Origin of the sequence: Microcystis sp. M53602_WE12, assembly GCF_030065455.1 — a bacterium.
Taxonomy (GTDB): Bacteria; Cyanobacteriota; Cyanobacteriia; order Cyanobacteriales; family Microcystaceae; genus Microcystis; species Microcystis aeruginosa.
Genome location: NZ_JASJFB010000865.1, coordinates 1 through 17137, shown reverse-complemented (window position 1 = coordinate 17137; position 17137 = coordinate 1). Strand labels below are relative to the sequence as shown.

General features: G+C 45.2%; 15 protein-coding genes, 1 tRNA gene and 1 rRNA gene. 9 read left to right on the top strand and 8 right to left on the bottom strand.

The window, feature by feature from the left end; translation table 11 throughout:
* A 5S ribosomal RNA gene (gene rrf, locus PX482_RS26405) occupies nucleotides 1-117 on the top strand.
* 50 nt (nucleotides 118-167) lie between these two features.
* Here the strand turns inward: rrf and PX482_RS26400 are convergent.
* Nucleotides 168-458 (bottom strand): DUF2288 domain-containing protein, encoded by a 291-nt coding sequence (locus PX482_RS26400; protein WP_002745388.1) that lies wholly within the window; start codon nucleotides 456-458, stop codon nucleotides 168-170.
* Between the two features lie 135 nt (nucleotides 459-593).
* On the opposite strand from PX482_RS26400, the gene PX482_RS26395 reads away from it, so the two are divergent.
* The 6 genes from PX482_RS26395 to PX482_RS26370 all read left to right on the top strand — a co-directional run bounded on the left by PX482_RS26395 (nucleotide 594) and on the right by PX482_RS26370 (nucleotide 5378).
* On the top strand, nucleotides 594-1166 hold the full coding sequence (locus tag PX482_RS26395; RefSeq protein WP_288023666.1) for a TetR/AcrR family transcriptional regulator: 573 nt from the start codon (nucleotides 594-596) through the stop codon (nucleotides 1164-1166).
* Nucleotides 1167-1197: 31 nt separating this feature from the next.
* On the top strand, nucleotides 1198-2481 hold the full coding sequence (locus PX482_RS26390; protein WP_288093761.1) for an ABC exporter membrane fusion protein: 1284 nt from the start codon (nucleotides 1198-1200) through the stop codon (nucleotides 2479-2481).
* A 7-nt stretch (nucleotides 2482-2488) separates the two neighbouring features.
* Nucleotides 2489-3661, top strand: a complete 1173-nt coding sequence (devC, locus tag PX482_RS26385) for an ABC transporter permease DevC (RefSeq protein WP_288059707.1) — start codon at nucleotides 2489-2491, stop codon at nucleotides 3659-3661.
* Nucleotides 3662-3679: 18 nt separating this feature from the next.
* Nucleotides 3680-4399 (top strand): DevA family ABC transporter ATP-binding protein, encoded by a 720-nt coding sequence (locus PX482_RS26380; protein ID WP_288093764.1) that lies wholly within the window; start codon nucleotides 3680-3682, stop codon nucleotides 4397-4399.
* Between the two features lie 61 nt (nucleotides 4400-4460).
* A tRNA-Ser gene (locus PX482_RS26375) sits at nucleotides 4461-4552 on the top strand.
* 19 nt (nucleotides 4553-4571) lie between these two features.
* A complete protein-coding gene (locus tag PX482_RS26370) occupies nucleotides 4572-5378 on the top strand; it encodes a radical SAM protein (RefSeq protein WP_288123220.1) in 807 nt (268 codons plus the stop codon).
* On the opposite strand, the gene mrdA is transcribed toward PX482_RS26370, so the two are convergent.
* Together mrdA and PX482_RS26360 are read right to left on the bottom strand one after the other, a co-directional pair.
* Nucleotides 5375-7273, bottom strand: coding sequence for a penicillin-binding protein 2 (mrdA, locus tag PX482_RS26365; protein WP_288123219.1), 1899 nt, complete (start codon nucleotides 7271-7273; stop codon nucleotides 5375-5377). The genes PX482_RS26370 and mrdA overlap by 4 nt on opposite strands.
* A gap of 422 nt (nucleotides 7274-7695) precedes the next feature.
* Nucleotides 7696-8805, bottom strand: coding sequence for an S-(hydroxymethyl)glutathione dehydrogenase/class III alcohol dehydrogenase (locus PX482_RS26360; RefSeq protein ID WP_288095795.1), 1110 nt, complete (start codon nucleotides 8803-8805; stop codon nucleotides 7696-7698).
* A gap of 83 nt (nucleotides 8806-8888) precedes the next feature.
* On the opposite strand from PX482_RS26360, the gene PX482_RS26355 reads away from it, so the two are divergent.
* Nucleotides 8889-12305, top strand: coding sequence for a tetratricopeptide repeat protein (locus PX482_RS26355; RefSeq protein WP_288123218.1), 3417 nt, complete (start codon nucleotides 8889-8891; stop codon nucleotides 12303-12305).
* Between the two features lie 229 nt (nucleotides 12306-12534).
* Here PX482_RS26355 and PX482_RS26350 read toward each other — a convergent pair whose 3' ends face one another.
* Together PX482_RS26350 and PX482_RS26345 are read right to left on the bottom strand one after the other, a co-directional pair.
* On the bottom strand, nucleotides 12535-12885 hold the full coding sequence (locus tag PX482_RS26350) for a hypothetical protein (protein WP_004268952.1): 351 nt from the start codon (nucleotides 12883-12885) through the stop codon (nucleotides 12535-12537).
* A complete protein-coding gene (locus tag PX482_RS26345; protein ID WP_288095791.1) occupies nucleotides 12886-13194 on the bottom strand; it encodes a hypothetical protein in 309 nt (102 codons plus the stop codon).
* Nucleotides 13195-13506: 312 nt separating this feature from the next.
* Between PX482_RS26345 and PX482_RS26340 the strand changes: the two genes are divergently transcribed.
* Nucleotides 13507-14004, top strand: a complete 498-nt coding sequence (locus tag PX482_RS26340) for a DUF29 domain-containing protein (RefSeq protein WP_002798842.1) — start codon at nucleotides 13507-13509, stop codon at nucleotides 14002-14004.
* A gap of 151 nt (nucleotides 14005-14155) precedes the next feature.
* On the opposite strand, the gene PX482_RS26335 is transcribed toward PX482_RS26340, so the two are convergent.
* From PX482_RS26335 to atpD, 3 genes are all read right to left on the bottom strand, one after another.
* Nucleotides 14156-14305: a hypothetical protein gene (locus PX482_RS26335; RefSeq protein WP_287972030.1), complete on the bottom strand. Its 150-nt coding sequence runs from the start codon at nucleotides 14303-14305 to the stop codon at nucleotides 14156-14158.
* 358 nt (nucleotides 14306-14663) lie between these two features.
* Entirely contained in the window at nucleotides 14664-15080 is a 417-nt protein-coding gene (atpC, locus tag PX482_RS26330) for an ATP synthase F1 subunit epsilon (RefSeq protein ID WP_002760449.1), read from the bottom strand.
* Between the two features lie 74 nt (nucleotides 15081-15154).
* Nucleotides 15155-16603: a F0F1 ATP synthase subunit beta gene (gene atpD, locus PX482_RS26325; RefSeq protein ID WP_061431567.1), complete on the bottom strand. Its 1449-nt coding sequence runs from the start codon at nucleotides 16601-16603 to the stop codon at nucleotides 15155-15157.
* Between the last annotated feature and the right edge of the window lie 534 nt (nucleotides 16604-17137).

Sequence of the window (17137 nt, the reverse complement as noted above, 5' to 3'; positions counted from 1 at the left end):
CTGGTGTCTTTAACGTGATGGCACCACTCCGATTCCATCCCGAACTCGGTTGTGAAACTTCACCGTGGCCAAGATACTTGTCGGGTTGCCGACCGGGACAATAGCTCGATGCCAGGATTATTCTTTCCTACCCCTCAATCCCACAAGATTGGGGGGTTTGGTTTTATCTAAGCTATGGTCTGAATTAACACAAAAGGTTGCACGATTAGTGTATTAAAAAGGTTATCGGGATGGGAATTCCAATCGCTTAATTGCTCTTGTGTCGGTTTTTCTAGTAGTTTTTCCCCGATCCAATTCTGCACTTGAGCAACCTGATCACCAGCGATCGCTTCTGCCACTTCGATTAAATTGAGGGAATCGGAAACTAGGATCAGCGCATCCCTTTGAGCATGGGGGATCAAGTCACTCCACTCCACTTCGGCTAATTCCTCTAATAACTGCTCGTGAATATTACCCATACTGTCAATCCTTGCGAAAAAGCTCGCTCAACAACGAATTAGCTCCTCTTTCTAGCATACAGGCAAAGGGAGAGCCGATTTCCCCATTTATAGTAATGTTAAGCTAAAATATAACGAATGTTCGATATTAAACTTATGCCTAAGATAGTAGATGTAGAACAATACCGAAAAGAACTCCTCTTAAAAAGTGCCGAACTCTTTGCCGAGAAAGGCTATGCTAACATGACGACGAGAGAATTAGCGCAAGGATTGGGAGTGTCCACGGGAACGCTGTACCACTACTTTCCCAGTAAAGCGGCACTTTTCGAGCAATTAGTCGAGGAGATGTGCCGAGAGGATGTTTTATTAGCTAAAGCCGAGATTGATCGAGGAAAAACCCTGACAGAAAAGCTAAAAATTCTCGGCAAATTTATGACTAATCGCGAGGATTACTGCATCAAACAATTATTCTTATGGATTGATTATTCTCAATACCAAGGACGAGAAGAACTGAGTCGTAGTCAACTTTTTGAGCGCGTTGATCGCCGCTATCATCAGGCAGTAATCGAGATTTTAGGTATTAGCGATCCGAGTGTAGCTTGGTTAGTTGTCAGCGTTATTAATGGACTGATATTAGAGCGCCTGTGGTGCAATGAACAGATTGCGATCGATGAACAAATGGAATTATTAGGTAAAATTATTACTACTTATTTGCAGAAAAACTGTTAACCCCCAACAATCACTTATTAACTAAAAAATTATGAACGGTAAAACTTTTGTAAAACCAAATCAAAAGTTAATGATCGGGTTAATAGTATTAGGCACAGGATTATTAGGAATAACCACCTTTTATAGTCTTTCCCAATTCGCCAGCAAACCCGAAACCAAAACCCCTGTAATTGCGTCGCCCGTACCGCAAAAAATCACCGCTTTAGGCAGAATTGAACCGAGGACAGAAATTATCAGCATATCTGCCCCGATGTTGCTTGATTCCGATCGAGTCATGCAATTATTAGTCGATGAAGGAGATAGCGTCAAAACGGGACAAATAATCGCCATTCTCGAAAGTCAGGAAAGATTAGAGGATAACCTGCGACAGGCACAAGAACAGGTGAAAGTAGCCGCAGCCAAACTAGAACAGGTGAAAGCTGGGGCAAAAGTCGGTGAAATCGATGCTAATGCCGCTAACGTGCGAAAAATCGAGGCACAATGGGTAGGGGATCAAGCAACCCAACGGACAACTATCCAAAGATTAACAGCGCAATTAGAAGGGGATAGGGCTGCCCAAAAAGCGACAATTGGCAAATTAGAAGCAGAATATCGCAATGCCAAAGCTGAATTTGATCGCTACGAAAAACTCTATCAAGAAGGGGCAATTTCCGCCTCTAGTTTTGATAGTAAAAGACTAAATTTAGAAACCAGTAATCAACAACTCACAGAAGCAAAAGTTACCCTAGAGAGGATTGAACGCACTGGTAAACAAGAGATAGAAGAAGCCAAGACTACCCTAGCCCGGATTGAATCCACTGGTCAACAGCAGATCAAAGAGGCCAGATCCACTTTAAATCAAGTCTCAGAAGTGCGGGGAGTCGATGTGCAGGCAGCCCAAGCGGAGGTAAATGCTGCCCTAGTTGCCGTTAAAAAAGCTCAAACCGAGTTAAATCAGGCTTATATTCGATCGCCAATTACCGGCAAAGTGATTAAAGTCAATACCCGTATCGGGGAACAAATCAGCGATCAAGGAATTGTTGACCTTGCTGAAACCGAGCGCATGGAAGTAATTGCCGAAATCTATCAAAGCGATATCGGGAAAATTCGCAAGGGACAAACTGCCACGATTACCGGATCGGCGTTTAAGGGCGAAGTTAGCGGAAAAGTGCGCTTAATTGCCTTAAAAGTTGACCAACAAAATATCTTCAGCAATCAACCGGGAGAAAACTTCGATCGCAAAGTGATCTCTGTCCGCATTGCCTTAGATCGCGAAAACAGTGAAAAAGTGGCAGGTTTAACCAATTCCCAAGTAACTGTAACTATCAATGAGTAGGTTTTCCATGAAACTAACCCATCTATTCAAAAAAACGCCCCTATCTTGGTTACAGGTGACGCGAGAGAAAACCCGTTTGATTGTAGCTATTGCCGGGATTGCCTTTGCTGACTTCTTAATCTTCACGCAGTTGGGGTTTCGGGATGCCTTATTTGATGCTTCCGTTAAACCCCATTATGTCCTCGATGCGGATTTAGTCCTGATTAATCCCCAATTCGACACCCTCTTTGCGGTGAAAAGTTTCTCACGCGATCGCTTGTACCAAGCTAAAAGAGTCGAGGGTATTCAATCTATAGCCTCAGTTTATATTGCTTCTGCCCAGTGGCGCAATCCCGAAACTGCCCTAGAAAGAACTACTTTAGTCTTTGGTTTTGATCCCAGTCAACGGGTTTTTACTCTCCCGGAAGTTAATCAAAAATCCAGTGATCTGAAGATGTTAAATCGCGTCTTGTACGATCAAGCTGGTAGGCCAGAATTCGGTCCAATTGCCGATTTACTCCAGAAAAACCCCGATTTGAGAGTTCAGTTAAATAAAAAAGAGGTACAGGTAGCGGGAATTTTTACCCTTGGTGCCTCCTTTGCTGCCGATGGTAACGTCATTAGCAGTGATTCTACCTTTTTAAGGCTCTTTCCCGAACGTCAACCCCACGAAATCGATATAGGACTGGTGAAACTGCAACCGGGGGCAAATATCGAAGCAGTTAAGGCCAATTTACAGGCACTTTTCCCTAAAAATGAAGTAATTGTCCTTACTTTAAAAGAATTTGCTGAAAGGGAAAAAACCTATTGGGCAAATGGTACAGCCATTGGTTTTATCTTTGGTTTAGGTACAGTAGTGGGTTTTATCGTCGGTATCGTCATTGTCTATCAAATTCTCTATTCCGATGTCACCGATCACTTACCCGAATACGCTACCCTAAAAGCTATGGGTTACGGTGATTGGTATTTAGTCGGGGTTTTGATGCAAGAGGCTTTATTACTAGCGGTTTTGGGGTATATACCAGGGTTTATCGTTTCTCTCGGTGTTTATCATCTCGCTTCCTCCGCTACACTTTTACCGATAGTGATGACTACCGCTAGGGCGATCGAAGTTTTAATCCTGACAATTATTATGTGTATTGCCTCTGGAATTGTCGCTATGGGCAAATTAAGGACAGCAGATCCAGCCGATATTTTCTAAGCTATCAAGGGTGAAATAATGCCGATTTTTCAAAAAGAGCGAGAATTAGGGGATTTTAGCCCTAATGAACCCGTAATTGCCATTAAAGGCTTAAATCACTATTTTGGTACGGGGGAATTAAGAAAACAGGTTTTATACGATATCGATCTGGAAATTAAAGCGGGGGAAGTAGTGATTATGACTGGTCCTTCGGGATCGGGGAAAACCACTTTATTGAGTTTAATGGGAGGTTTGCGATCGGCACAAGCGGGCAGTTTAAAAATTCTCGGCCAAGAAATGTTAGGAATTAGTAAGGGCAAAATGCTGAAAATTCGCCGACAAATTGGCTATATTTTTCAGTCACATAATTTACTAAAATTCCTCACAGCGAAACAAAACGTAAGGATGTCTTTGGAACTGCACGAGGAGTTTTTAGAACAAGATCTCGATCAAAAAGCGGCGGCAATTCTAGAGTCAGTGGGTTTAGGCAACCGCGTTGATTATTATCCCCACGATCTATCAGGGGGACAAAAACAACGGGTTGCGATCGCTCGCGCCCTCGTCAGTCATCCCAAATTAGTCCTCGCCGATGAACCGACCGCGGCCTTAGATAAACAATCCGGGCGGGATGTGGTGGAAATCATGCAGAAATTGGCAAAAGAACAAGGTTGCACGATTTTACTTGTCACCCACGATAACCGGATTCTCGACATCGCTGATCGCATTGTCAATATGGAGGATGGTCGTTTAGGCGATTAACTGCCCAAAAATTACTTGCCAAAAATCGGCCTTTTATGTTAGACTAAAATAATGTCATCTTGGAGAGGTGGCAGAGTGGTCGAATGCGGCAGATTGCTAATCTGTTGTACGAATCGTAAGACCGTACCGAGGGTTCGAATCCCTCCCTCTCCGTATTTTTTGGGTAGGTTCGATGACTGCTCCCCAGGATTACTTCTGCTCCGTATATGGCCCGGTTGCCTCTTGGCGTTTCGGCAGTTCCTTGGGCATCGATCCGATCGGTTTAGTTTCCACCTGTTCCTTTAACTGTGCCTACTGTCAGTTAGGAGAAATTGAGCAAAAAACCGAGCAGCGAAGAATTTTTATCACTAGCGAACAAATTAGCAGGGATTTAAGTGCCTTTGCTCCTTGGGACGTGGATATAGTCACTCTTAGTGGTAGCGGGGAACCCACCCTCGCCCTCAATTTAGGGGAAATACTGGCCACCGTCAAGGAAATGACCAGACGGCCGGTGGCAGTCTTAACCAATAGTACCCTCTTGGGAGATGCCCGAGTGCGTCAAGACTTGAGCAAAGCTGATATCGTCGCCGCTAAAATCGATGCTGTTTCCGAGGCCCAATGGCGACGGGTTAACCGTCCGGTCCCCGGTCTGGATTGGCAGGAGCTTTGGTGGGGATTAAGACAATTTCGCCAAGAATGGTCGGGAAAACTAGCAATTCAAACCATGCTGCTGGCCTCTTGGTCGCCCCAAGATCAAGACCGATACATCGATTTGATGCAACAGCTACAACCGGATGAAATTCAACTTAACACCCCGACCCGTCCCCGGGCAAGACAAAGACAATTAGAAACCCGTGGTAATAATCCCCTCAGCGCGGGCGACGGAATGCAAATTCTCAAACCCGTAAACGCTGAAATATTGGCGATTTGGGCGGAAAAAATCGCCACGGCGACGGGAATTACCGTGCGCTGTGTGCCGCTTACCGCCACAGGTCTCTAAGGCTTCGGCCGGGGTTTTTCTTCTTTGGGTTTGACATTAAAATAAGCCTCCATTACCTGACGTACCATAGGTGCGGCCACTTTACCACCACCACCGCCGGAATGTTCCGCAAAGGCGACCACGACAATTTCGGGCTTATCAAAAGGTTTACCCTGAGCTACGTCGAAGGGGGCGAAAGCTCCAAACCAAGCGTGGGACTTGCCTGGAGGTGCTTCTGCTGTGCCGCTTTTGCCCGCTACAGGCGGTAAAGCGGGGTCTGATAGGGCCCGACCGGTTCCTTCCGCTACCACGGCTCTCAGGGACTTTCTCAGGGTGTCTAGGGTGCTAGGTTTCATGTTCAAAGATTTTCGCCATTCCTTAACATCCCGGGCATCCTGTAAAAGGTGCGGTTTCACCAAAAAACCACCGTTAGCGGGGACAGCAAACATCACAGCTACCTGTAGGGGAGTTGCGAGGGTAAATCCTTGACCGATCGACATATTAATCGTATCCCCTACAGACCAATCCCAGTTTTTAAAATTACGCAGTTTCCAACCGCGATCGGCAATTAACCCCGGAGTTTCTTCCGCTAATTCTATCCCGGTTTTCTGACCGAAACCGTAGCGCCGAGCCGTGGCAATTAAAGCCGGTCCCCCCACCCCGCGACCAATTTGACCGTGAAAAGTGTTACTACTCATGGCCATGGCCCGGACAAAACCCATCGGACCAAAACCGGCGTGATTCCATTCTCCAAAAGCTGTCCCCCCCACATAAAGGGCGGCAAAGGTATTTAAGACCGTATTGGGGGGAAATTTCCCCGATTCCATGCCAGCAGTGGCAGTGACGACCTTAAAGGTGGAAGCGGGGGGGAATCCTTGGAGAGCGCGGTTAACAAACGGGTTGCCCTCCGCTTGCAGTTTTTTCCAAGTGGCGGTGGTAATTGGGGCCGAGAAAACATTAGGATCAAAACTAGGATAACTGACCATGGCCCGCACGGAACCATCCCGGGGATCGATCGCCACGATCGCACCTTTGCGTTTTCCTAAAGCGGCCTCGGCGGCTTTTTGGAGTTTTAAATCTAGTGTCAGGGTGACATCTTGCCCCGGTTTAGCAATTTTTTGGCCGAGAATTTGGATTACTTGTCCCGATCCGTTGACCTCTAACTGCATTCCTCCCCATTCTCCCCGCAATTTTGACTCGTAGGCGGCTTCCACACCCATTTTACCGACGACATCTCCCAACCGGTAGCCCTGGGGTCTTTTGGCTTTATATTCCTCCGGGGTTAGTTCCCCCGTATAACCGAGAATATGCGCCCCAATTTTACCATTGGGATAGTAGCGCACTGATTCCACGTCCACTTCAATGCCGGTTAATTCGTCTTTGTATTCCTCTAGGGCGATAATTTGGCCTGGAGTTAAACCCCTAGCGATGCGGATCAGGGTGGAGGGGTTTTCGTCCGCTTCGTTAATGCGTTTTTCTAGGTCGCTTCTGGGAATGCCTAAAATACTGGCTAAACGGTCAAGATTGAGTTTTTGGGCGGGATTACGCTGGGATTTGGGCCAAATATAGGCCGCATGGGTTAAACGGGCCGTGGCCAAAACTTTGCCATTGCGATCGAATAAGTTGCCCCGGACTGGAGGTTTGGGAAGAATGCGAATCCGGTTATTTTCTGCCCTTTCTCGGTTAATTTGTCCTTGCTGCAGTTGTAAATAGGCCAAGCGTGAGCCAACTCCTCCTAGCAGGACAATGCTAATTAAGCCCATAATTAGCCATGACTGACGCTGACGACCGACTAGACGCTCTTTATCTTTGATTTTATTCTGTAATTTATTCGGCCCTGGCCGCGTCGGCGAGGTGAGCGTTTTTTTCCGTTTCAGTTTGACTTTGGTTTTTGAGAGGAGTCCGCTATTACGCATTTGCTTAAAGTTAAAAATTTAAAAGTTATTAGGGCAGTTATCAGTTATCAGTTATCAGTGATCAGTCATCAGTCATCAGTTATGAGATTTGAGTTTTAAGTAAGAAGTATTAAGTGAGTAGTTTTAAATAGCACTTTCCTGATGTCTTTTCACTGGTTACTGGTTACTGATCACTGGTTACTGATCACTGTTCACTGTTCACTGAAAAGGACGCAATACTAGGTGATTTAGCTCCTCTGTTTACTAAAGTTCAGGGTATCCGCAATATATCTTAACAAAATAGGTGTAAATACTGGGAGTGGAAGGAACCACTCCAGACACAGAGGACACAAAGATTGATCGCTTCTATAGTAAGTTAAAGAGAGTCAGGAAACTGGCGCACACATACAGTTAAGAGTTTGTCAAGTATTTCTTAACTATGCTCAAAATGTAATCACACTGCGGATAGAATCCCCTTGGCGCATCAGGTCAAAGGCCTCGTTAATTCTTGCCAGAGGTAGAACGTGGGTGATTAAATCATCAATGTTAATCTTGCCGTCCATGTACCAATCGACTAATTTTGGTACATCTGTACGACCTCTCGCTCCACCAAAAGCCGTACCTTTCCAGACCCGTCCGGTGACTAATTGAAAAGGACGGGTACTAATTTCTTGGCCGGCCCCGGCTACACCGATAATAGTGGCAACACCCCAACCTTTATGGCAACATTCCAAAGCTTGACGCATAATCTGGACATTGCCGATACACTCAAAACTATAATCGGCCCCACCTTTAGTTAAATCCACCAGATAGGCCACTAAATCCCCCTCGATTTCTTGGGGATTAACAAAATGAGTCATCCCGAATTTGGTCGCTAAAGCTTGTTTCTGGGGATTGATATCGACCCCGACAATCATATCGGCCCCCACCAAACGGGCCCCTTGAATAACATTTAAACCGATACCTCCCAGACCAAAAACCACCACTTTTGCCCCCGGTTCCACTTTAGCGGTATTAATCACCGCACCGATACCTGTAGTGACTCCGCAGCCGATATAACAGACTTTTTCAAAGGGAGCATCGGGGCGAATCTTGGCTAGGGAAATCTCCGGCAGCACGGTATAGTTAGCAAAAGTCGAGGTTCCCATGTAGTGATAAAGCGGCTGACTATCGAGGGAAAAACGACTGGTTCCATCCGGCATTACTCCCCGACCTTGGGTAAGACGAATCGCTTGACAGAGATTGGTTTTAAAGCTGAGACAGTATTCGCACTGACGACATTCGGGAATGTATAGGGGAATAACATGATCCCCCACTTTTAGGCTAGTGACACCTTTTCCCACTTCTACCACGATTCCGGCCCCTTCATGGCCTAAAATTGAGGGAAATAAGCCTTCAGGATCGGCCCCAGAGAGAGTATAGGCATCGGTGTGACAAACTCCCGTGGCTTTGATTTCTACTAACACTTCCCCCGCTTGCGGTGCGGCTAATTTTACCGTTTCAATAGTTAGGGGTTTTCCCGCTTCTAGGGCAACTGCCGCTCGAACATCCATAGGCTCAAAGCAATAGGTTTTTTCCAGTATAATACCGTTAAACTGCTGAAGAGTTGTAATAGAACAATTCTAAACTTATCTCTATGTTAGTCCTCACCATCCGCGAAGAAGGAATTAACGATGGTGGCTTTACTGCTAGTCTCAATTTTGATAGCGGTAACAGCTACCCAATTACGGTTACTGACCCCTTTACTAACCAAGAAGAAAAAGACCTAGAATGGTACTTTGAGGAATGGTTAGTATTTCCGACGCTAGAGACGGATAAAGCGCAAAAAGCCGCCAACAGTGTCCAAAACTATGGCGAAAACCTATTTAAACAGGTTTTCCAGAGTAATTTAAATGCTTATGGGGAATATCGAGACTTGCGAAAGCAGTTAAGTCAACTGCAAATTATCATCGAAAGTCAGTCGCCAGAATTTCAAGCTTTACATTGGGAAGCGCTGAAAGATCCTGATTTACCGCGTCCTTTTTCTATAGATTGTATCATCTCCCGCCAGCGTCGAGGGGCTACAGTTGTCCCGGTGCAAATGGCCACTTATCCTACTATCAATCTTCTGGTGGTGATTGCGCGTCCTAATGAGGAATCTGATGTTAACTATCGCACGATTTCCCGTCCTTTGGTAGAACTGGTAAATAGTAGTGAAATACCGGTAAAAATTGATATTTTGCGTCCCGGAACTTATGAATCACTAACCAGACATCTGGATGAGAAGGGAGAAGGATACTATCATGTTATTCATTTCGATGTTCATGGCGGATTGATGGAATATGAACAGTACCAAAGACAGGTTCACGGGGATTCTTGGCGCTATCAAAGGGGATGGGGACTGGAGGATTTAGCAGAATATGAGGGAGTAAAAGCTTTTCTGTTTCTGGAAGGAGAAGAAAAAGGTCAAGCGACTCCGGTAGAAGCGACGGAATTAGCGAATTTACTCACCGGGAAAAATATCCCTATTTGTATTCTCAATGCTTGTCAGTCAGCAAAGCAAATTTCCCAGGAATCAGAAGACTATCGGGAAACCAGTTTAGGAAGTCGTTTGATGACTGCGGGAATGCAAGCAGTGGTGGCGATGGGATATTCGGTGACGGTTTCTGCAGCTAAGTTGATGATGAAACCAATTTATCAGCAATTATTGAACGGAAAAGACCTAACGGAAGCGATGCGAAAGGGACGGTTAGAGTTATTCAATAATAAGCAACGCCGCGCCTATTATAACACGATAATAGATTTAGAAGATTGGTTATTACCGGTGATTTATTGTCGCGGTAAAATTAATCTCAATTTGCGTCCATTTACTCCAGAAGAGGAGGAAAAATACTGGGAACATATCGGCAATCAATATGTCTTTCCTTTACCAGAATACGGCTTTGTCGGCAGGGATTTAGAAATTCTCAAGATGGAAAAGGCGCTGCTGAAACATAATATCCTTTTACTCAAAGGAATGGGAGGGACAGGAAAAACTACCTTACTCAATTATCTACGAGAATGGTGGCAGAAAACCAACTGGGCGACCCATATTTTCTATTTTGGTTATGATAAAAAAGCTTGGACGTTAGAACAGATTGTCTATGAAATCGGTCAGGGAATTTATAATCGCTTTGAACAGGCGAGTTTCCAAGGGATGAACCTGAAAGCGCGGGTAAAGAAACTAGAACAAAAACTCCGCAGTGAGGCGTATATTCTCATTTTAGATAATCTGGAGTCGGTGACGGGACAACCGTTAGCAATTCAGAATACTTTACCGGAGAATGAAAGGGAAGCAATCGCCGAATTTCTCAAGAATTTGGTCGGGGGAAAGACGAAGGTGATTTTGGGTTCTCGCAGTGAGGAAACTTGGCTGCAACGCAGGACTTTTAAGGAGAATATCTATCCCTTACAAGGATTAGACCAAGAGTCGAGAACTGAATTAGCGGAGAGAATCTTAGAACGTCAGGCGAAGAGTCGGAAAAATGCGATTAAAAAGGATGATTATTTTAAGCGCTTGATGAAATTGTTGGCGGGGTATCCGTTGGCGATGGAAGTGGTATTAGCGAATCTGAAGCGACAGTCACCGGAGGAGATTTGGCAAGGGTTACAGTTGGCGGAGTTAGTTAATGTGGGGGATGAGGATAAGACTAATAATATCATCAAATGTGTGGAGTATTCCCACAGTAATTTGTCGGAGGAGGCGCAGAAGCTGTTACTCTGTTTAGCGCCTTTTAGTGGGTTTATTAACAGGGATTTCATTCCTTTTTACAGTGAAGAATTACAAAAATTAGAACCTTTACAAGGTTATCAATTTGACCAATTTGATGCAGCGATTGAAGAAGCGATTCATTGGGGACTGCTTTCGCCGATGAGTGAAGAATTGCCGAGTTTATTGACTATCCAGCCCATTTTTCCCTACTTCCTGAAGACGAAGTTAAAGGAATTAGCACCAGAGACACAAGCAGCAATTTGGGAGGGTTTTAAGAATCATTACCGAGACTTAGCAGGTTATTATGATGACTTACTAGATTCCAAAAATCCGCAAGAGAAGCAGTGGGGGATATTGTTCTGTCGCTGGGAGTATGAAAATCTGTTTCATGCGTTGCAGATTTGTTTGGAAAAGCAGGAAGATATTTATATCTTCTTTTGCTTACATAATTATTTTGTTGCTACCAATGATGTTAGTAGCAAACTGAAACTATGCGAGAGTGTTTGTCAAGCTTGTCAAACTTATCCTGAGCAGATTAAAACTGGGATAATCGGTAGTAACATTGTTGGTGCTTTGGGCAATCTCGCCATCGCCTATAACAATACAAAAAACTATGAACAGGCGAAACAGACTTATCTAAAAGTTATTGAATTAACTCAAAATCTCCAAGGGGTGGACGAGCAACAAAAAGCCTCAATATTGGGAACTACCTATCACAATTTGGGAAGGGTAGCGCAAGAATTGAGGGAATGGGAGCAAGCCCGAAGCTACTACCAGCAAGCTATTGAGATCTGCATTGAATATGGCGCTGCCGGAGGCACGCAAAGCGCCCGCTACTCCCAAGCCCGCCCCCTGCACCAGTTGGGATGGGTAGCGCAAGAATTGAGGGAATGGGAGCAAGCCCGAAGCTACTACCAGCAAGCTATTGAGATCTTCATTGAATATGGCGATCGCTTCTCCCAAGCCAGCACCCTGCACAATTTGGGAGCGGTAGCGCAAGAATTGAGGGAATGGGAGCAAGCCCGAAGCTACTACCAGCAAGCTATTGAGATCAAGATTGAATATGGCGATCGCTATGAGCAAGCCGGAACCCTGCACCAGTTGGGAGGGGTAGCGGAAGGAGTTGGGGAATTGAGCCAAGCCAAAAGTTATTACCTGCAAGCCTTACAAATTTGGGCAGAATTTAACGATGGTTACAGTGTACAAACCTTTTCTTTGCCTAGTCTTGTTGATCTTTATCAGCAAACGCAAGATGAGGAGATTCTTGTCGGTATTGCTTCTGTTTTGGGGGTTGGGGTTGAGGAGGTGCGGGGTTTGGTCTAACTCCCCCCTAATACTAAATCCGGCTTTAAAAAGAGAGGGTGATGGGGTGATGGGGGGGTGATGGGGTGATGATCCTCCCTCACTCCCTCACGAACCTGGCTTGTTGTTGCGCTTCAGCGCTAACTATTTCGGGCTTGCTGAAAAAGTAAGGGCGAAGCATTCGGATAGGAAATCTACGGTTTCAGCGATAGGTTATCGCCCGAATGCTTCGCCCCTACAATGTTGTGATCTACGGATGAGGTGTAATAGCGAGAATGGTGATTTCCCCCGAATGAGGTCCATAGCACCAGAAAATTCGATAGGCTCCCGGTGTATTCTGTTGGGCGTAGGCTTCAAAAACCTTCTGTGTTGCATCATAAGGGTTGTCGAGGGAATTAAATTCGTGGGTTTTTAGTCCTGGATGTCTTGGGTTTGTACTGAGGAGCTTGAGGGCTTTTGTTACCTGTTTGTAGAGACCCTCTTGTTTCGATGCTTTTGTCCTACCTTGAGCCAGGCGAGTCTTTTGAGCCTGTTCCGCTTCTGCTCGCAATTCAGATAGAGTATTTCGAGCTTCCTGTGTCTGTCGTAAAGAGAAATTCAATTACTCCTCGACTTCTTCAGGAATAGATTCAGCAAACTCAAGCATAGCGTCTAAATCGACTGTTTCTTCAGCGAAATCTCCCGTGCGGGCTTCTGCGAGCCCCCGTTTGAGCGACTCGCGGACACTAGGATTCTGAAAAGCCCATAGTTCTCCCTCTGGAATCGCCACCATGGGAACCAAAAGAAGTTCCCCGCTTGCATTCATCAGTATTCGATAGTGACGGTTGCTACATTCAGTCCCAAGGCTAATCCGTCCCCAAGCATCAGCCTGAATATCTTCTTTAATGAGCGAAAAATTCTGATACTCCATCACGTCTCCTCCTCTCTTCATATACTTATTCTAGATAAGTTACCCAATTTGGGCAATAGGGTTATGTCCATTTAGCTTCTCACTACCTAAAGAAAACAGGTTAAACTTGTTCGGGCTAGAGCCTTGACAACAAACCCAGTTTGTAGTTGCACTCCCTTCGCTAAATTCTCTCCCCTTTCCTTGTAGGATAGGGTTCAGGGGAGAGGTCAATAATTAAGAACCCAATGCGATCACACTATCTGGTAAAGATCAAGTATAATAATAAATATAAAGACCAAATTATTCATCTACCGTTAACTTAATGAAAGCCAAATGAACTTATTAAAACAATCGGACATTCAAGAAAATCCCACAACACTTTACGAACAAGATCTTCAGTTGTGGATTGAGCAAACTATTCATCAATTACAGAATCGACAGTTTGAACAACTGGATATAGAAAACTTAATTGAGGAGTTAAAAGATTTGGGTAAGTCAGAGAAACGCGCCTTAGAGAGCAACTTAATGGTCTTGTTGATTCACTTACTCAAATTAAAGATACAGCATGATGCTCCTGAGACAATGAAAGCAAGTTGGTATAACTCAGTAGATGAGCATCGCCAGCGCGTTCAAGATGATTTACTTAAGACTCCCTCTCTTAAATCTTATCTCTTAATCTCCATCACACAAGCCTATTCCAGCGCTCGTAAAGTCGCCATCAAACAGGGTAAACGCGCTCAATTTGGTATTCGTATTCCCCAAGAAAGTGAGTATCCCCTCGCTTGTCCTTTCACACCTGAACAGATTCTAAATGAGGACTTTTACGGGTAAAAACGAAGGTAAACATTATCGATAATAAAACCATGAAACCAGAATATGACCTTGCCAACATGAAAAATCGCCCGAATGACCTAACCCCCCTTCCCTGCGAAATAAGGGGGGAATAACGAACCAGGTTTGTAGTTGCGATCCCTTCGCTAAACTATGATTGACTTTGAAGTTTTTCTAACTCTTTAGTAGCTTGTTGCCAATAGGCTAATTCTTCCTTTATTTTCATATTTTTAATGTCTTCATAGATTTTTTCGCTACTCAACCGTTTCATTTCCACACAATCAAATTGCTTAACCTTCATAATTAATAACCTCCAGAGGTGAATAAATATCTAGGGTCTGCTGAAAAAGTTTTTCCTAGGGGCAGGGTGTAGGGTGTGGGGTGTGGGGTGTGGGGTTTTACCGATTTTGAGGGGGTCAATTACCTAATTTTCAGGGAAAAAGTCCCTGAATTTCCCCCTGATCACTCCCATATCTGGTACTTTTTGAGGGGAAAAAAGTCCAAAAGTCTTATCCAACAAGGTTTTTAGATTTATTCAGCAAGCCCTACTTAACTGATAACTGATAACTGATAACTGATAACTGATAACTGAAAAAGAATCGGGTAGGTTTATATAAACCCGCCCGATTTTGCTTTAATTTAATTTGATTTGGTTGGGTTTAAACCGATACTAAACCACCAGCGGCCTGGTATCTAGCGCGAGCTTTGCGCCATGATTGTTGCGCTTGGATAGTTTTGCGACGGTCATCCCCTTTACTGACTTCATCGAGACGGGTTTGGGCCTGTTCGTATTCGGCGCGAGCTTTTTCTTTATCGATTTTTGAGCCTAATTCCGCCCCATTAACGAGGACTTTGATCTCATTATTTTCGACTTCGGCAAAACCGCCCAAAACCGCGATATTTTCCCAGTCTTTCCCCGGTCGAATTCGCATTACGCCAATATTCAGGGCAGTTAATAAAGGAGCGTGACCGCTAAGAATACCTAATTGTCCCGTGGAACTGGGTAGGATTACTTCTTCAGCCACGTTATCCCAGACAATGCGATCGGGTGTAATAACCCGTACTGTAATGCTCATTGGTGATAATAACGATAATTTTGGCAGATTTCTGGGTTAAGTAACCGCTAAACGCGGTTACTACTGACTTTTAATTAGCCTTTTTTGAGTTTTTCGCCTTTAGCGATCGCTTCATCGATATTGCCGACCATATAGAACGCTTGTTCGGGTAAGCTATCGAGTTCACCTTTGAGGATCATCTGGAAGCCTTTGATCGTATCAGCGAGAGTAACGTATTTACCTGGAGAACCGGTGAACACTTCCGCCACGAAGAAAGGTTGCGAGAGGAAACGCTCAATTTTGCGAGCGCGGTCAACGGTGAGACGATCTTCTTCCGACAATTCGTCTAAACCGAGAATAGCGATGATGTCCTGTAACTCTTTATAGCGTTGCAGGGTAGATTGGACGGCGCGAGCGGTGCCGTAGTGTTCATCACCGACGATATCAGCTTGGAGCATGGTGCTGGTGGAACCGAGGGGATCTACCGCCGGATAGATACCTTTGGAAGCCAGACCACGGGATAGTACAGTTGTTCCATCCAAGTGAGCGAAGGTAGTAGCGGGAGCGGGATCGGTCAAGTCATCCGCCGGTACATAGACCGCTTGGATGGAAGTGATCGATCCTTCTTTGGTGGAGGTAATCCGCTCTTGCAGGTCGCCTACGTCAGTACCGAGGGTGGGTTGGTATCCTACCGCAGAAGGCATCCGACCGAGGAGCGCCGATACTTCCGAACCAGCTTGCACGAAACGGAAGATATTATCAATAAATAAGAGTACGTCTTGCTTGTTGACATCGCGGAAGTATTCGGCCATGGTCAAAGCGGAGAGACCGACGCGCATTCTCGCTCCGGGGGGTTCGTTCATCTGACCGTAAACGAGGGCGATTTTCGATTCTTCGGGGTTATCAGCGTTGATTACCTTCGATTCGATCATCTCGTTGTAGAGGTCGTTTCCTTCGCGGGTTCTTTCACCCACACCGCCAAAAACCGAGACACCACCGTGTTGAATGGCGATATTGTTGATTAATTCCATCATAATGACGGTTTTGCCCACACCAGCACCCCCGAAGAGGCCGATTTTGCCCCCTTGACGGTAGGGGGTGAGCAGGTCAATCACCTTGATACCGGTTTCAAAAACCGTCGGTGTTACTTCAAGATCGACTAATTTGGGAGCGGGACGGTGAATAGGAGAGGTTTCGGTGACGTTAACCGGTCCTTTTTCGTCCACGGGTTCACCAAGAACGTTAAAAATCCGACCGAGGGTGCATTTACCCACGGGAACGCTAATCGCCGCGCCGGTGTCCACGATATCCATACCGCGCACTAAACCATCGGTGGTACTCATGGCAACGGCCCGCACTTGGTTATCACCGAGTAACTGTTGCACTTCACAAGTAACCGATAGATTTTGACCGGCGGAGTTAGTTCCTTTTACGGTTAAGGCATTATAAATACGGGGCAGTTTGCCACTGGGAAATTCGGCATCGATGACAGGACCGATGATCTGGACGATTTTACCAACGTTAGTTTCTGTTGTCGCTACCATTGTTTATGTCTACTCTGGGTTTTAGCTGATAACTCCCACAAGGGGAAAGTCTTAATTTTTTGTAAAATTAGCCAATACACAGCTTATCACGCTAGGGGATCAGATCAGTTATTTTCGCTATCAGCCCTCAGCAGTCGGTCGTCAGGAGACTCGGAGACGGGAGATTATTTTATTTGTTCCCCCCACTTCCCGCTTCCCGCTCCCTGCTCCCTGCTTAACAAACACAGGGGTTTGCCTTTAATTGAACGTTACCTCATGTCTCAAGGAGAAGATGGCCACAGTGTCGAGGGTTTAATTGCTCAAGATATAGGTTGGGATTTTTAAGGGGAAACTCTCTTTTAAAATTGGGGTTAACCACAGAAACCAAAAACCTACCTAAAGCTTTTTAAAGCTACTCATTTCTGTAGCTAGATAGCTAAAATAAGTAACTTTGGCCACCGATAGATTTTAAGAACGTTATCAGGTATAATCAAGATATGAAGCTAGTTGAACGTCATATTATCAGTCAAAACCATCCCTTATGGTCAGAAATCG

Excerpts from the sequence above, each read along its gene's own strand:
- devC (WP_288059707.1), top strand. The coding sequence starts at position 2,489 with ATGAAACTAACCCATCTATTCAAAAAAACGCCCCTATCTTGGTTACAG.
- atpD (WP_061431567.1), bottom strand. The coding sequence starts at position 16,603 with ATGGTAGCGACAACAGAAACTAACGTTGGTAAAATCGTCCAGATCATC.
- PX482_RS26335 (WP_287972030.1), bottom strand. The coding sequence starts at position 14,305 with ATGAAGGTTAAGCAATTTGATTGTGTGGAAATGAAACGGTTGAGTAGC.
- atpC (WP_002760449.1), bottom strand. The coding sequence starts at position 15,080 with ATGAGCATTACAGTACGGGTTATTACACCCGATCGCATTGTCTGGGAT.
- PX482_RS26395 (WP_288023666.1), top strand. The coding sequence starts at position 594 with ATGCCTAAGATAGTAGATGTAGAACAATACCGAAAAGAACTCCTCTTA.
- PX482_RS26390 (WP_288093761.1), top strand. The coding sequence starts at position 1,198 with ATGAACGGTAAAACTTTTGTAAAACCAAATCAAAAGTTAATGATCGGG.
- PX482_RS26340 (WP_002798842.1), top strand. The coding sequence starts at position 13,507 with ATGAACTTATTAAAACAATCGGACATTCAAGAAAATCCCACAACACTT.
- PX482_RS26380 (WP_288093764.1), top strand. The coding sequence starts at position 3,680 with ATGCCGATTTTTCAAAAAGAGCGAGAATTAGGGGATTTTAGCCCTAAT.
- PX482_RS26400 (WP_002745388.1), bottom strand. The coding sequence starts at position 458 with ATGGGTAATATTCACGAGCAGTTATTAGAGGAATTAGCCGAAGTGGAG.
- mrdA (WP_288123219.1), bottom strand. The coding sequence starts at position 7,273 with ATGCGTAATAGCGGACTCCTCTCAAAAACCAAAGTCAAACTGAAACGG.
- PX482_RS26355 (WP_288123218.1), top strand. The coding sequence starts at position 8,889 with ATGTTAGTCCTCACCATCCGCGAAGAAGGAATTAACGATGGTGGCTTT.
- PX482_RS26360 (WP_288095795.1), bottom strand. The coding sequence starts at position 8,805 with ATGGATGTTCGAGCGGCAGTTGCCCTAGAAGCGGGAAAACCCCTAACT.
- PX482_RS26345 (WP_288095791.1), bottom strand. The coding sequence starts at position 13,194 with ATGGAGTATCAGAATTTTTCGCTCATTAAAGAAGATATTCAGGCTGAT.
- PX482_RS26370 (WP_288123220.1), top strand. The coding sequence starts at position 4,572 with ATGACTGCTCCCCAGGATTACTTCTGCTCCGTATATGGCCCGGTTGCC.